Here is a 12,800-nt window from a genome sequence, read left to right as displayed (position 1 = left end):
CCAGGGCTCAGCGCGACTAAATGGTTGCCATAAATGGAGCCCTGTTTGCCTCGCATATGTTGTGGGCCCTAGCCATGGGTACGGTTTAGACCGTGCAGATCAATGTTCGCATTCGATTCGAGTGCTATCGACGAACACTAGTGGCAACGTAAGTGTTATTCGATCAGAGACAGGGATATCAGTGGGAAGTTCATTACGACAATCGGCAGCTTGGCTGCACACCTGGAGCGGTCTAATCGTTGGCTGGCTGCTGTTCTTCGTGTTCGTCACGGGTACAGCCGGATATTTTCAGTACGAAATCACACGTTGGATGCAGCCGGAGCAGTTGAGGACACAGCCACAAGCGCACGCGCAAGAAGACCTGCTGCGCATGACTGCTCTGGGGTTAGCACGCCTGGAAAAAATGGCACCAGAGGCGTCGAGTTGGCGCATCACGCTGCCGCATAAGGCTTTGGCCGGCCGAACTTGGCAAGAGTTCGGCGTGCGCTGGCAACTGGTGCCTGATCCCGGCCATGAGTTTGGTGCCTTCGTCAGCGAAAAGCTCGATCCTTGGGATGGATCATTGCGGCCATCTGACCTGGAGCCGCGAGCCACCACGGGTGGCAATGGGCTATACCGCATGCACTATCTGCTGCATTACATGCCTGATGCATGGGGCATACGCATAGTTGGCGTATGCACCATGCTTATGCTGATTGCCATCGTTGCGGGTGTTATCACGCACAAGAAAATCTTCAGGGATTTCTTTACCTTCCGACCAGGTAAGGGGCAGCGCTCCTGGCTGGATGCGCACAACGCTATTAGCGTCATGGCGCTTCCGTTCTTCCTGATGATCACTTACAGCGGGCTTGTGTTCTTCATGTTCACCTATATGCCTGCCGGCCGAGACCAGCTATATGGCAGCGGACATGTGGAGCAAGAGCGCTTCTATGAAGAATTATTCGATAGCGAGGGCCACAAGCACATCGCAATTGAACGTCCTTCGGCTGACATGGAGGCACTTGTGAATCAAGCCTGGGCTGTCTGGGGTCCAGGTCAGGTGGCCTTTATCACCGTTGAGCGTCACGAGGGTGAGCCCACTGAGATATCGATCGCCCGTGTCAACGGTGGCCATCTGGATCTTTGGTACCCACCCATCTTGCGCTTTGATGCCGCGACTGGGCACCCTCTACCCGATGAAGCGCGCAAGGGCGGTGGGGCGTCCTCTACGCAAGATGTGATCTTGAACCTGCATGAAGGTCTGTTTGCAGGCATCTGGGGCCGCTGGCTGTACTTCTTCGCCGGACTGTTGGGCTGCGCCATGATCGGCACGGGACTGGTGCTATGGACCGTCAAACGACGCAAACACCACCTTGCCGCAGGTTACGAAGGCGAGGAGCACTTTGGTGTGCGCTTGGTGGAAAATTTGAACGTCGCCACGATCGCCGGCCTACCGCTGTCTGTGGCCGCGTATTTCTGGGCCAACCGGCTTCTGCCAGTGGAGATGGCAGACCGCGCGGCCTGGGAACTTCACACCCTGTTCGCCGTATGGCTGGGTACGCTGTTCTATGCACTCGCTCGTCCTTTGGCGCGAGCCTGGGTCGAACTGCTCTGGAGCTGCAGCCTAGTCTACGCACTGGTGCCGGTACTCAATGCACTGACCACCAACCGGCACCTGGGTCACAGCCTGCTGGCGCGTGATTGGGTGTTCGCGGGGTTTGATCTGACCATGCTGGCACTGGCCGCTTTGTTCGCCGTGATGGCGGTGAAGGTCCGGCGGCGCGTGATAACCGGGCACGCGTCTGGGCTGCACATGCGCCGGACGGTGCTGGGTAAGGGGTCAGTATGAGCAAGACCATCACACTGACCGCCGCCTATCGCTGGTCCGTCGCATCGCGGGTGGTCGCTGCTGCGCTGGGCGGCTACGCGTTGGCATCCGCTGCCACCGTGCTGCTGGCACTGCTGTGGCCGGTGCCCAGGGCGCAAGGCGTGCTCTGGGCCACCATGCTCAGCTTTGCTATCTACACCGTCGCAGTGATCTGGGTCTTCTGCGCCCGCAGTGCCACTCGGGCCTGGGCTGGGATGGCAGTGAGTACTGCTGTGTGCGCGGGCCTGGCATGGCTATTGATGTTGGGAGGCCGTCCATGAGCGCTTCACTTCAAACCGGCGCCCACCTGGGTATTCTGGCTGTGAGCTGCGCGGGCTTCTTTGCGCTGGCTCTGGCCACGGAACGCCATGCCGAGCATCTGCTGGGAAGCCTGCCTGCACCGCGCTGGCGGATGCTGGCACGTATCGCCGGTTGGTTGCTGTTGGCTGTGTCACTGGTTTGGGCTGTCGATGCGCTGGGTACAGGTATCGGCATCACGTTATGGCTAGGCTGGCTGAGCATTGCGGCATTGAGCTGGGTCTTTACATTTCCCCTCTGGCCTTGGCAGCCACCATTGCGGGCGCAACCCGTGCGCCAAGCAAAAGCACCTCCAGCAGAGCCTGTTGCCGTGGAGAAGACCCGCGCGCGCCGTGTGATCGCCGCCGGCCTGCTCGTTCTCACGATTGTTGGCTTCGCGCTCGCGCTGGCCCGTATGGAGGTTCCGCCGCTCAAGCGCGCCGATGCGATTCAGGGCACGGTGGGTCCATGGTCCTTCACCTTCGCGCAAGCCAATCGAGGAGCACCAGAGGTCATGGAGATGGATGTCCCCATGAAGGAATATCAGCTGCGTTTCTGCGAGACCTGCGATAGCGAAATCCGCCAAGCCTATTTGAAGGTCAACAAGCCTCGCTCGGCGCGTGCCGTTGGCATGGCTTTTATGGGGCAAAGCTGGAAACGACGCGTGGAGATCCCCTTGCCATCCACCACCCACGCCGACAGCGAGCTTTGGCTCACCGTTGTTGGGAAGGACGGCAAGATTTACCAAACTGCACTGCGCATGGATCAGGCTTCGCCAGCCACTGTGCTGTGGTTCGATGAACAGAGGAAAGCTCATGCTTCGCACTGAACGAATGACAGTCCAGTGGCTGCTCGCTTTGGGCCTCGCACTTGGTAGTGCCTCAGTGTCGGCACATGAACCTGTGGCCCGCTGCTTCTTGCTAGACGAGTCCACCGTGCGCTGCCGTGGCGCAAGCAACGACGGCGATGAGATGCAGGGCTCTCGCATGGAAGTCATCGCACTGGATGGCGTACCGCTACTAGAAGGTAAGTTGGGCGTTGACTCCACCTGGACCTTCAAGAAACCCGCGCAGCCTTTCTATGTGCTGTTTGACACCGGCCCGGGATTGCAGGTCACCGTCGAACAGGAAGAAATCGCTGTGCCTCCCCGCAGCCGCACGCCGCGCTGGATGCGCACGCCGTAAAACTAGAAAAAAGGACAGGTTATGTTGCCGTTCCATTCATCACGACCTTCCACGCTGCGGTGGCTCTGCACCGGCGTGGTCTTCACGGCAGGGTGGCTTGTCGCCACATTGGCGCGCGCCGACTACCTCTGGATTCAACCCGAGGCGAATGGTGCGAAGGTCTTTGCCGGCGAGCTGCGTAAGCCACTGGAGAGTCTGCCTGTGTTGCGGGATGCCAAGGCAGTACTGCCAGAGGCCAACGACGTCCCGTATGAGCAGGTATCGGATCACTTTGGTGTTCCGAAGGCTACGGGGGATATGCGTTTCACGGCCACCCACACCAGCACCGATGGCGTGCTGACTTACTACCAGGCCCGCTTTGGCAGAACGGAGACCAAGTCCGTCAACGATCTGGAACTGGTGCCCACGGAGCCCGGCGGCAATACCTACCAGCTCATCTTCAAAGGACGGCCGGTGGCAGCCAGCCAGGTCAACGTGGACACCAGCGAAGGCTGGCATCGTACGCTGACCCCCGCCAAGGACGGCACTGTCAGCTTTGTGCCCTATATCCCGGGCCTGTATGTCCTCGAAGTCACTGCCCGGATAAACAACGGCAGCGTCACCCTGAACGGCAAGAAATACGACGACGTGCGCCACACCGCCACGCTCAGCTTCGAGGTTCCCCGCTAATGGCTGTCGGCTCCATGCAACGCCGGTTCTGGCCCGGTGGGGGAAAGCTCGTCCTGGTGATACTTGTCTGTGTGATGGTCGCTGCCGGATGGATGTTGTCGCAGCCTCGGTCTGCCCCCACTTGGCAGAGTGCCAAGGTCGAGCGTGGCGACATCGAATCCAGCGTCGCTGCCATTGGCACTTTGCAGCCCGTTCGCTCGGTGGATGTTGGCGCCCAGGTCTCCGGCCAGATCACCCGTATCCATGTTGCCGCTGGCGATGCGGTCAAAAAGGGGCAACTACTTGCCGAGATTGATGCCAGCGTGCTAGCTGCCACTGTGGAGTCTGGACAGGCTCAGATTGCCAGCCTGCGCGCTCAGCTAGAGGATGCACAAGCTCAGGCAGAACTGGCCGTGCAGCAAGATCGTCGCCAGCAATTGATGGTGCGTGACGGAGCAACCCGTATGGAAGATGCGCAGATAGCCGCGGCCACACTGCGCTCTGCGCGGGCTAAGGTAGCGCAGCATGAGGCCACGATCCGCCAGACCGTGGCCAGCCTGCGTGCCGATGAAGCGCGGCTGGGCTACACGCGCATCTATGCTCCCATCGGGGGTGTGGTGACAGGCATCGATGTCAAGGAAGGCCAGACGCTCAACGCCACCTACCAGACTCCCACGGTGCTGCGCATCGCCGATCTGTCACGGATGACGGTGTGGACCGATGTGTCCGAGGCGGACATCCGCCACGTTAAGGCGGGCCAGACCGCCTACTTCACCACGCTGGGAGGCGACAAACGCCGTTGGGCCGGGACGGTGCGGCAGGTGCTGCCAGCTCCACCCGTGCAATCTGGTGTGAATGCCTCGAGTGGCAGCGGTGCGGCTGTGGCACCGACCATGAAGGCTGTGCAGTACACCGTGCTGTTCGACGTGGACAATACCGATGGTGCCCTGATGCCGCAGATGACGGCGCAGGTCACTGCGGTGGCTGCTGCTGCCAAGGACGTGCTCACGGCTCCGCTGGCAGCCTTTAAGCCTACCAGTGACTCCGAAGTCTATGAGGTCCGCTTGCTCGCCGAGCGAGCACCCGATCAAGTCGTGGAAGTCCGCCGCGTGCGCCTGGGCGTGAAGGATCGGCTCCGGGCCGAAGTGCGGGAAGGGCTGAAGGAGGGCGATCAGATCATCACGGGCGAAACTGTGCCAGTCGCAGGTCCTAGGAGATTCCGATGGTGACTCCGCTCATCGAGCTGGGCGGCATCCGCAAACGCTACGGCGGCGGTTCCACTGGCAGGCCCGAGGTCGAAGTGCTGCACGGCATCGACCTGGCCATACATGCTGGGGAGTTCGTCGCTATCGTGGGTCAGTCGGGCTCGGGAAAGTCCACGCTGATGAACCTGCTGGGCTGCCTGGACCGGCCAAGCGAAGGCACGTACTGCTTTAATGGGCAGGACGTGGCCAGACTGGATGCGGACGAGTTGGCATGGCTGCGACGCGAGGCGTTTGGCTTCGTGTTCCAGGGCTACCACTTGATCGCCACAGACTCCGCCCAGGAGAACGTGGGAATGCCAGCGATCTACGCCGGCAAAAGCGAGGCCGAGCGGGAAGAACGCGCAGGCGCCTTGCTGAGACGCCTTGGGCTTGCCGGCAAGCTGCACCTGAGGCCAAATCAGCTCTCAGGCGGTCAGCAGCAACGCGTGTCCATCGCCAGGGCGCTCATGAACGGTGGGCACATCATCCTGGCTGATGAGCCCACGGGCGCGCTGGACAGCCAAAGCGGTGCAGAGGTGATGGTGCTGCTGCACGAGCTGGCCGATGCAGGTCACACCATTATCTTGATTACTCACGACCGAGAGGTGGCGGCGCAGGCACGGCGAGTCATCGAGATTCGCGATGGGCGTATCGTCGGTGACAGCCAGAAAGGCCAGCTCGCGTCGGGCCGTGCGCTGGTCGATCTCCCCGCTCCCAGCACGGTACAGGCGCGACTGGACCCTGGAACGCCGCTGCTGGCGGACCTGCGCGAGGCGTTGCGCTCTGCGTGGCGCTCCATGCGCATCCACCGCTCACGCACCGCGCTGACCTTGCTGGGCATCGTCATCGGTGTAGCCTCGGTCATTGTGATGCTGGCAGTGGGCATGGGAGCGCGCGAAGAAGTCGTTGCTCGCCTGGGTGCGATGGGCTCGACTGTCATGTACATCAATAATCGCACGCCGCCGCAGGGCGGACCGGAAGGCGTGACCACTCTGGCCGACCTCGAAGAAGTGGAGAAGCTGCCGGAGGTGGCACATGTCATGCCCGTGGCGCGCGACCCGGCCATGCTGCGCCATGGCAACGTGGCCTGGCAGGCAGACACCATTGCGGCTACCCACACGTGGCCAGCCATTCATCACTGGCCGGTGGCCGAAGGCCGCTTCTTCACCGAAGCGGAAGACGATGAACTGGCTCCGGTGGTGGTCATCGGCCAGAAGGTGCGTGAGCGCTTCTTCGAGGATGTATCTCCGCTGGGCCGGCAATTGCTGATCGGCAATACACCGTTCCAGGTGATCGGCGTGATGTCGGAAAAAGGAGCGGCCGATGGTGGCAAGTCCGAGGACGATCTGGTCGTAGTACCTTATCGGTCGGGCATTCTGCGCATCTTCCCGAACGGACGCAGCTTTGATCCTCACTACACGGTAGTCCAGGCACGGGACTCAGCTAGTGTGCTTAATGCTCAGGCAGCCATTGAGCGCTTGATGCGTCAGCGCCATGGGCGAGAAGACTTTTACGTCGCCAATGCGGCGGCACGGCTCAATGCAGAAGCCCAGGCCAAGGACTCCATGACCACCATGCTCAGCATGATCGCCGCCGTGTCCTTGCTGGTCGGTGGCATAGGTGTAATGAACGTGATGCTGATGGCTGTGAGGGAGCGCACACGTGAGATCGGCATTCGCATGGCGACAGGTGCACGCCAGCGGGACATTCAGCGGCAGTTTATGACGGAGGCTGTGCTGATCACGATGGTGGGCGGCGCGGTGGGCGTGATTGCAGGACTCGCGATCGGTGCTGGCCTGATCTTCTTTGGGTCCTCTGTGGTTTTCTCGATCAGCTCCATACTGCTCGCCTTCGGCTGCGCGGTCACGACAGGGCTGGTTTTTGGGTTCATGCCGGCCCGGCGCGCGGCAAGGCTCGATCCAGTCATGGCGCTCGCGGGAGAATGACAATGCTTGGAAGGTCAGCCATCGCGTGCGCCATCGCCGCATCAATAATGCTCGCGGGTTGCGCGACCGCGCCTCTGAAGCGCCCAGATGCCACCCGTTGCACTCAGGATGGTGTGATTGGAGAAGCGTGATCGGTCAAACAGCTTGCCGATCTCGTGCATGGTATCGACAGCTTTCCAGCGATCCCACACCAGGGCCTTCTGAGCTTCGGTGTAGTAAATCGCGGTCTTTGCTTAATGCCAACGTCTTGCGCAGAGGCATTCATTGTGTTGCATTGACCAGTTGAATCCACACCTTGATCAGTGACAGTCTGGGATTGGCCAAAAAGGGGCGAGAAAGTTACCAGCCGCATTGCAGATCACACAGGCATTATCCGAAAGACCGCGCTACGCGGCAGCTAGAGCAGCCAAGTGAATATCCGCAGCCCCTTGAGTGCTGGCTGCATTCACATGGTCAAAGTAGTCATACCAGCCGCTGGCTTTGATGCCTGCCAGCAGAGCGTCACGAGCGGCCAGGTCAGAAAAGCGCCAAATGCCAAGGAATTTGTGCGCGGATCCTTGGTCGATGCTGGAGTCCGTTTCTGCCAGAGAGAGAACTTCGACACCGAGGCTGGAGAGTTGACTTAATGCGAGTCCGATGCCGCCAAGAAAGTGTTGCCTTTGTTCGGCAGGCAGTGCGAGCCAAGCCGAATTGGGGGTGTAGAGCTCTACGAGGTAATGAGACATGGTTCCACTTTCACTTGAGATTGCGCAGTGCGCGTTGACATATACGATGTGTGGCGGCGGCCTGGGAGCTTTGAAGCCATTGGGCACAGATGTCACGTACCCAGGTTGGCTGGTCCTTGGCGGCATCATTGAGCCAATTGGCGACCGAGTCCTGCACGTAGACCGAAGGGTCGTTACTCAGAGCTGAGAGCAAAGGCAGTGCTTGCTCGGGCGAGCGTTTGAGCTGTGAGATATGCGTGCTCCACACACCGCGGGGACGCAAAACCTCGCACGCGAATCGTCGGACACGTTCGGAAGGATCTTGTGTCCATGGCATCAGCTGAGCGATAGCCGCAGCCAGGTCTTGCACCAGGTGCGGCCGCATCGCCATCCAAGCCCATTCACGCACACCAAAATGGGCATCGTCTGCCAACGGGCGCATTGCGACCAGCCGTGCACTGAGATCCAGGTTAGGCTGAGCACCGATCATGAAACACGCCCAGCCACGTGCCATATCGGCGCGGTGCGTTTGGCACTGTGCAATGCCGTCAGTACCCAGGGCCTCCAGCAAGACTGAGCCGATACGGGCCATGCGTTTGAGCACACCTAGTTGGCAGGCTTCATCGATCGTGCTCAGTGCTTGAGCCGTAAGTGCCGGAAAGAGTGTTCGTGCCAGTACCGCCTGGTCGACTGCCAGGCATTCAGCCAGCGTTGCGCATTCCAATTCCCCGCGAGATAGCGCATGCAGAACGTCCCGAGGAATGTCAACGGTGCGCGTCGCGCCTTTGCGGACTTGATCTCTCATGATTCAACGTCCGATTTAGGGCCTCGTACTTTCTCCAGCAGCGCTGCTAGCTGCTTTCGTTCAGGTACAGACAGGTTGCCAAACAGGCCTGCAATCCACCGGCCATGCTGGTCGATAACGGTACTGGCGAGCTGTTTTCCTTTTGAGGTGAGCCGAATGCAAAGTGCCCGGCGGTCTTCGGGGTTGGCGTGACGTTCAATCAGACCTTCGCGCTCCAGTCCGTCTAGCAGGCCGGTCACCGTGGCGCGGGTGACCCCAGCCTGTTCGGCCAGCGCGTTGGGTGCGAGTCCGTCAGGCGCCACATCGAGAAGGAACAACAGCACAAAGCGCCCCTCAGACAAACCATGAGGGGCCAGCAAAGCAGCACAGTCGCGGTCGATGTTTGCAGCCATCGACAGCACTTGAAAACACAGCTGAATGCCATCCACATCGGGAAGCTTGCGTCGTTGCGCTTCTTCAATTAGCGCCTGGTACTTCTGTTCAAACTTCATTAGTTATCCAACATATAATATGGTGGCTAATTATATGAGCAAGTACACTTCATGACTAGTAGATCAAGCATCACTTCCAGAGATGTCGACTGAGCTTCCGGTCGTACGAAATGACAGCGGACAACATGCAACCTATTGGACTGAACTTGATGGTCGATGTCCGCTTCACGGCGGAAACCTTTGCTGAGAATGAGCCTGGGTCAAAGCCCGAATGGCTGCGACGGAGCTAGATCACAATGCATTTTCAAGCGCCGGTAATCGCTGCATTGCTGCCGCTCGGCCTATATTGCTCAGCCTCTGCAACGGGTCGACAGCACCAATTCGTGAGCCGATATTGCGGACTTCCCGCATCCAGGGGGGCAGCCTGTTAGCGAGAGGCTGCAGCTGACATGAAAGCAGTCTTTGGAGAGGCGACTGTCTTGGAGCTCTGAATGACCGCTATGAGACGGTGATCGGCAGTTCGCCCTGCTGCCATGAACGGCAGCAACCGCTGCACAGCAGACATTACTGGGAGCAGCTCGAACGACAGCAACGGGTCGTTTGCTGCCGGTGGTTAGTACAAGCAGGCCGGTCCTCGCGTATCGGAATGATGGTCAATTAAGGCCAGCGACCGCAATCGGCTGCCATAAGCCCGTAGCGTTGAACAATCCAGGGAAGGCGGCTCTCAACCATGGCCACGACTCCAAACAATGAGTTGCGCAAAGCTATGCAAAAGCGATTAGCGCACCTCCTGCATTGCTCGGTAGGCCACCTCAAAGCGGGGGTCCAGCATGGCACCTACATTGCAGCGCGACCAAGGCGATGTCTGGCTCGGGTCGAGGCTGAAAACATGGCCCGGAGCCATGGTGACTTTTTGGGCGAGCAAACGCTCGGCTAGACGCACGGCATCGGGATTGCCGGGAAACGTGGCCCAGAGGTATAGCGACTGAGGGTTACGCGCAAACACCTCGCACTCGTGCATCTCCAACCAATCCAGCGCCTGCTCCGTTGCCTTGCCCAAACGTTGGCGCAATCGCACGAGATGCCGCTCGTAATGGCCTTCGCGCAGCATCACATCAACCATGCGCTCGCAGTATTCGGATCCGCTCACATGGATCAGTGATCGCAAATCTGCCAGGTCGCTGGCCAAAGCATCGCTGCAGGCGATGAATCCCACGCGAAGGGCCGCAGAAAACGACTTGGAAAAACTGCCTATATAGATCGTGCGTTCCAGCTGATCCAGCGTGGACAAACGCACTGACGAGGTCGGTTTGAAATCGGCCAACGGGTCGTTCTCTACCAACAAGAGGTTATGCCGTTCCGCAAGTTGCAGGACGCGGTAAGCCTTGGCAGCGCTGATGTCCGAGCCCGTGGGGTTGTGCGCCAGAGACTGGGTAAAGAACAAGCGCGGGCGCTCGGTCAACAGCAACTGCTCCAAAGCCTGGACATCGGGTCCATCGGCTTGCCTGGGGACTCCCAACACGCGCGCCCCTGCCAGCTTGAGCTTGCCAAACAGCAAATAGTAGCCAGGATCGTCTACCAGCACCGTCGCGCCGGGCGGGACGAAGTAGCGAATCACCAGATCCATGGCTTCATTCGCACCTTGGGTCAGCACCAGTTGCTGAGGTGTGACACCCAGGCCGAACACACCCAGCTTGCGTACCAGGCTATCGCGCAGCGGCGCATAGCCAAAGCGGCTGCCATAGCGAAACAGGGACCCCAGTCCGGTTCGCACCACTTTCTGGTGATAGCGATCCATGCGCATATCTGCCAGCCACTCTATCGGCGGAAATCCATCGCCAACCGCGACAGCGTCTGGCTGGGTCTTGAGTTGCTCGCGCATCAACCAGACCACATCCATCGCACGATTGAGCTGCCCTGCGTCTTCATCCTGAACCGCATGGCGTGCCTGCGGCTGAACATAAAAGCCAGCGCCGCGCCGGGACTCCACCAAGCCGCGCGAGACCAGAAGATCAAAGGCTGCCACCACGGTGTTTTTGGCGTAACTGTGCAAATGCGCCAGCTCACGCAAGGACGGCAGCTTGTCCCCTGCTCGATACACGCCATCGGTTATTTGCTGCCCTATCAAATCAGCTAAACGCTCTGCAATAGGGGCCTGACGCTTGCTACCACCCGCCATTCAAGTCTCCTGGATCGTGAGTTGCCAGTATGTATGCAGATGGGTCCAATGTTGCATCGCGGCAGTACTGTTCTTGCAAACTGTACCTGTATTAAAAGGTACAGTTTGAATAAATTCTCGGCCAACCGTCCCCTTGTATTGATATCCAGATTTGGATCTGTAGGAGTTTTCATGGCCGTCGATTCGCGTCTTCCCAATTTCCGAGCTCTCACCCCCGCACAGCGCTGGGAGCATGTCGCCACCGCGTGCAATCTCAGCGCCGAAGAACGCAATCTACTGACCCAGGCAGGCGCCCTGCCCGCCGCCTTGGCTGACGGCATGATCGAGAATGTGGTGGGCACGTTCGAGCTACCCATGGGCGTCGCAGGCAACTTCCGCATCAACGGCCGCGATGTGCTGATTCCGCTCGCAGTGGAAGAGCCTTCCATCATTGCTGCTGCATCGTATATGGCCAAGCTGGCCCGTGAAGACGGGGGCTTTGAAACATCGAGCACCTTGCCGCTGATGCGTGCGCAGGTGCAAATCGTCGGCATCAGCGACCCCTATGGTGCAAGGCTGGCATTGTTCAAGGCCCGCGATGAAATCCTCGCGCAAGCCAATAGCCGAGACAAGGTGCTGATCAGCCTGGGCGGTGGCTGCAAGGACATCGAAATCCATGTCTTCCCCAATTCTCCACGCGGCCCCATGGTCGTGATGCACTTGATCGTGGACGTGCGCGATGCCATGGGTGCCAACACCGTGAACACCATGGCTGAATCGGTCTCGCCGCTGGTGGAAAAGATTACCGGTGGTTCGGTGCGCCTGCGCATTCTCTCGAACCTGGCAGACCTGCGCCTGGCCCGTGCTCGTGTACGCCTGACACCGCAAACCTTGGCCACCAAAGAACGCAGCGGCGAAGCAATTATTGAAGGCGTGCTCGACGCCTACACTTTCGCCGCCATTGACCCCTACCGCGCCGCCACCCACAACAAGGGCATCATGAACGGCATCGACCCCGTCATCGTCGCTACAGGCAACGATTGGCGCGCAGTGGAAGCCGGTGCCCATGCCTATGCCAGCCGCAACGGCCAATACACCTCGCTGACGCACTGGGAAAAAGACAATGCCGGCGCTTTGGTGGGAACCATCGAGCTGCCCATGCCCGTGGGCTTGGTGGGTGGTGCCACCAAGACCCATCCGCTGGCGCGTCTGGCGCTCAAGATCATGGAGGTGAAGTCTGCCCAGGAACTGGGCGAAATTGCCGCCGCCGTGGGTCTGGCCCAGAACCTGGGTGCCTTGCGCGCGCTGGCCACCGAAGGCATTCAGCGCGGCCATATGGCACTTCACGCTCGCAATATTGCGCTGGTCGCAGGTGCCGTGGGTGAAGAAGTAGAGATCGTCGCCAAGCGCCTGGCTGCCGAGCATGACGTGCGCACCGATCGCGCACTGGAAGTGCTGCAAGAAATTCGCGCCCAGCGCTAAGCATCCTCAGCCTCGCCAGGCACATCCGGGCGAGGCTTCTTTTACCCGAAACGGG

12 protein-coding genes are annotated in these 12,800 nt (G+C 59.8%); 8 read left to right on the top strand and 4 right to left on the bottom strand.

The features are described from left to right. The first annotated feature begins 181 nt into the window (after positions 1 to 181). The 7 genes from DFO48_RS23280 to DFO48_RS23250 are packed head-to-tail and all read left to right on the top strand — an operon-like array spanning position 182 to position 7,165. Entirely contained in the window at positions 182 to 1,828 is a 1,647-nt protein-coding gene (locus tag DFO48_RS23280; protein WP_199407045.1) for a PepSY domain-containing protein, read from the top strand. Further along, positions 1,825 to 2,127: a DUF3649 domain-containing protein gene (locus tag DFO48_RS23275; RefSeq protein WP_114864914.1), complete on the top strand. Its 303-nt coding sequence runs from the start codon at positions 1,825 to 1,827 to the stop codon at positions 2,125 to 2,127. The genes DFO48_RS23280 and DFO48_RS23275 overlap by 4 nt, the downstream gene beginning before the upstream one ends. Then, positions 2,097 to 2,972, top strand: a complete 876-nt coding sequence (locus DFO48_RS23270; RefSeq protein ID WP_199407044.1) for a DUF3325 domain-containing protein — start codon at positions 2,097 to 2,099, stop codon at positions 2,970 to 2,972. Before DFO48_RS23275 ends, DFO48_RS23270 begins: the two co-directional genes overlap by 31 nt. Continuing rightward, positions 2,959 to 3,327, top strand: a complete 369-nt coding sequence (locus tag DFO48_RS23265; RefSeq protein ID WP_199407043.1) for a hypothetical protein — start codon at positions 2,959 to 2,961, stop codon at positions 3,325 to 3,327. Before DFO48_RS23270 ends, DFO48_RS23265 begins: the two co-directional genes overlap by 14 nt. A 21-nt stretch (positions 3,328 to 3,348) precedes the next feature. After that, entirely contained in the window at positions 3,349 to 3,996 is a 648-nt protein-coding gene (locus tag DFO48_RS23260) for a hypothetical protein (RefSeq protein ID WP_233506507.1), read from the top strand. A 14-nt stretch (positions 3,997 to 4,010) separates the two neighbouring features. Further along, positions 4,011 to 5,204, top strand: a complete 1,194-nt coding sequence (locus DFO48_RS23255; protein WP_370449609.1) for an efflux RND transporter periplasmic adaptor subunit — start codon at positions 4,011 to 4,013, stop codon at positions 5,202 to 5,204. Beyond that, on the top strand, positions 5,198 to 7,165 hold the full coding sequence (locus DFO48_RS23250; RefSeq protein WP_114864910.1) for a MacB family efflux pump subunit: 1,968 nt from the start codon (positions 5,198 to 5,200) through the stop codon (positions 7,163 to 7,165). Before DFO48_RS23255 ends, DFO48_RS23250 begins: the two co-directional genes overlap by 7 nt. Positions 7,166 to 7,551: 386 nt before the next feature. Here DFO48_RS23250 and DFO48_RS23240 read toward each other — a convergent pair whose 3' ends face one another. From DFO48_RS23240 to DFO48_RS23225, 4 genes are all read right to left on the bottom strand, one after another. Then, on the bottom strand, positions 7,552 to 7,890 hold the full coding sequence (locus DFO48_RS23240; RefSeq protein ID WP_114864909.1) for a DUF6616 family protein: 339 nt from the start codon (positions 7,888 to 7,890) through the stop codon (positions 7,552 to 7,554). Positions 7,891 to 7,900: 10 nt separating this feature from the next. Then, a complete protein-coding gene (locus tag DFO48_RS23235) occupies positions 7,901 to 8,674 on the bottom strand; it encodes a DNA alkylation repair protein (protein ID WP_114864908.1) in 774 nt (257 codons plus the stop codon). Then, positions 8,671 to 9,165 carry a MarR family winged helix-turn-helix transcriptional regulator gene (locus DFO48_RS23230; RefSeq protein WP_114864907.1) on the bottom strand — a complete coding sequence of 165 codons (495 nt, stop codon included), beginning with the start codon at positions 9,163 to 9,165 and terminating at the stop codon, positions 8,671 to 8,673. Before DFO48_RS23230 ends, DFO48_RS23235 begins: the two co-directional genes overlap by 4 nt. 718 nt (positions 9,166 to 9,883) lie before the next feature. Further along, positions 9,884 to 11,284 (bottom strand): PLP-dependent aminotransferase family protein, encoded by a 1,401-nt coding sequence (locus DFO48_RS23225; RefSeq protein WP_114864906.1) that lies wholly within the window; start codon positions 11,282 to 11,284, stop codon positions 9,884 to 9,886. A 171-nt stretch (positions 11,285 to 11,455) separates the two neighbouring features. Here DFO48_RS23225 and DFO48_RS23220 point away from each other — a divergent pair, with 171 nt between their 5' ends. Next, positions 11,456 to 12,745 carry a hydroxymethylglutaryl-CoA reductase, degradative gene (locus DFO48_RS23220; RefSeq protein WP_114864905.1) on the top strand — a complete coding sequence of 430 codons (1,290 nt, stop codon included), beginning with the start codon at positions 11,456 to 11,458 and terminating at the stop codon, positions 12,743 to 12,745. The last annotated feature ends 55 nt before the right edge of the window (positions 12,746 to 12,800 follow it).

It is taken from the genome of Comamonas sp. AG1104 (assembly GCF_003350425.1).
Lineage (GTDB): Bacteria > Pseudomonadota > Gammaproteobacteria > Burkholderiales > Burkholderiaceae_C > Comamonas > Comamonas testosteroni.
Note: the sequence above shows the minus strand (reverse complement) of the source record. Positions and strands in the feature narration are given on the sequence as shown.

Bases quoted from the DNA above. Each gene is read 5' to 3' on its own strand.
- DFO48_RS23270 (WP_199407044.1), top strand. From the start codon at position 2,097: ATGGCTATTGATGTTGGGAGGCCGTCCATGAGCGCTTCACTTCAAACC.
- DFO48_RS23255 (WP_370449609.1), top strand. From the start codon at position 4,011: ATGCAACGCCGGTTCTGGCCCGGTGGGGGAAAGCTCGTCCTGGTGATA.
- DFO48_RS23235 (WP_114864908.1), bottom strand. From the start codon at position 8,674: ATGAGAGATCAAGTCCGCAAAGGCGCGACGCGCACCGTTGACATTCCT.
- DFO48_RS23260 (WP_233506507.1), top strand. From the start codon at position 3,349: ATGTTGCCGTTCCATTCATCACGACCTTCCACGCTGCGGTGGCTCTGC.
- DFO48_RS23240 (WP_114864909.1), bottom strand. From the start codon at position 7,890: ATGTCTCATTACCTCGTAGAGCTCTACACCCCCAATTCGGCTTGGCTC.
- DFO48_RS23220 (WP_114864905.1), top strand. From the start codon at position 11,456: ATGGCCGTCGATTCGCGTCTTCCCAATTTCCGAGCTCTCACCCCCGCA.
- DFO48_RS23225 (WP_114864906.1), bottom strand. From the start codon at position 11,284: ATGGCGGGTGGTAGCAAGCGTCAGGCCCCTATTGCAGAGCGTTTAGCT.
- DFO48_RS23230 (WP_114864907.1), bottom strand. From the start codon at position 9,165: ATGAAGTTTGAACAGAAGTACCAGGCGCTAATTGAAGAAGCGCAACGA.
- DFO48_RS23250 (WP_114864910.1), top strand. From the start codon at position 5,198: ATGGTGACTCCGCTCATCGAGCTGGGCGGCATCCGCAAACGCTACGGC.
- DFO48_RS23275 (WP_114864914.1), top strand. From the start codon at position 1,825: ATGAGCAAGACCATCACACTGACCGCCGCCTATCGCTGGTCCGTCGCA.
- DFO48_RS23265 (WP_199407043.1), top strand. From the start codon at position 2,959: ATGCTTCGCACTGAACGAATGACAGTCCAGTGGCTGCTCGCTTTGGGC.